Genomic DNA, 1,497 nt, shown 5'->3' on the forward strand with positions numbered 1-1,497 from the left:
GGCGGGTGTTCACCACTTGTCGGCTTCCTCGTATGCGTCGTAGAGCCCGAATCCGGTGGCCGCCGCGGGGTGGGTGTCGTCGTCGGGGAGGTCGTCGATGCTGTCCTCCTCCTCGTCCCACTGTATGGGGCTGTCGGCGTTCTGGCCGGTGTCGTGTTCTGGGCAGCGGGCTGTGGGGAGCGGGGCGGCGGTGCGGGCCACGAGGGCCTGTTCGGTCTTGGTGGCGTGGCCGCTGTGGACGCGCCGCATGAGCTGGTCGAGGGCCTCGGCGAGGTCGGCTTCGTACTGCTCGACGTCGCCATGGTTGCTCTGCAGGGCGAGGGACCTGATGTGCTGCCAGGTGTGGTCGTTGAACGGCTGGTGGACGTGGTCGCGGTGGATCCACGGGATCTCGGTCAGTTGGCCGTCGGGCAGGCGGACCCAGATCTGGCGAACGTCGTGGGGGTTGTAGTGGATCTCCCATTTCCCACCCCGTCCGGCGATGGGGGAGGGCTGGCCGCGGTAGGGGGCGAGGAGGTCCGCGTCGTAGGTGCGGTGGTGGATGCGGATACCGGAGGCGGTGATCGCCTGCCAGCGCACGGGCAGCAGCTCGAGGTAGTCGCGGCCGGTCAACGGGACGGGCACGTGTCCGGTGACGGCGACCAACGCGGCCCACATCTGGTTCGGCGTGAGGGCCTTGCGGGGCATCATCGGATGGCGCAGGCCTTCGTGGGGCCGGTGGTGGTAGTGCACCAGCCATTCGTCGAGCAGGTCTTGCAGCTGGGCGACGCTGTAGCAGGCGTCCTTCTCGGTGTCGGGGCCGCGGCGGGTGACGTCGGAGCCGGTGTAGCCGGGCAGGTGCTGGCAGAACAGCGCGTTGATGGTGCCGAAGGCGCGCTCGACGATGCCTTTCGCGATGGGGGCGTGGGGCGGGGCTGGCTGGACACTGATGCCGAGACTCTCGCAGGCGGCGGTGAACGCTCGGGAGACGAAGACCTTGCCCCGGTCGACGACGATCGTCTCGGGCAGGACCACCGGCCGGGCCGTGGACAGCAGCGCGGCCCGTTCGGTGCGTGAGACGCGCGCGAGGCGTCGGGCATCGGCGAGGCCGCGCACCATCACGGCGAAGGGCTTGGCCGGGCGCCGCTTGCGGCGGCGCAGTTCGGCGACGGCGGAGGGGCACGAGGCGTCGCACACGAGCTGGTAGCCCCCGATTCCCTTGACCGCGACGATGCGGCCCGCGGTGACCGCGGCGACGGCGGCGCGCAGGGCGTCCTCGCCACGCAGTCCCTCCCAGGCGAGGACCGGGCCGCAGTCGGGGCAGGCGAGCGGTTCGGCGTGGAAGCGCCGGTCGGCGGGGTCGGCGTACTGCGCGGCACATCGCGGGCAGAGCGGGAAGCCGCGCATGGTCGTGCGTTCCCGGTCGTAGGGGAGGCCCTCGATGACGGTGGCGCGCGGCCCGCAGTCGGTGCAGTTGACGAAGGGGTAGCGGTAGCGGCGGTCGGCGGGATCGAAGAG

General features: G+C 71.5%; 1 protein-coding gene. It reads right to left on the reverse strand.

Going from position 1 to position 1,497, the window contains the following annotated elements; genetic code table 11:
- Positions 1-9: 9 nt before the first annotated feature.
- The coding region (locus GUY61_RS41010) for a Sua5/YciO/YrdC/YwlC family protein (RefSeq protein ID WP_243767041.1) at positions 10-1,497 on the reverse strand (1,488 nt) is incomplete at its 5' end.

Source organism: Streptomyces sp. GC420, from assembly GCF_009916105.1.
GTDB lineage: Bacteria > Actinomycetota > Actinomycetes > Streptomycetales > Streptomycetaceae > Streptomyces.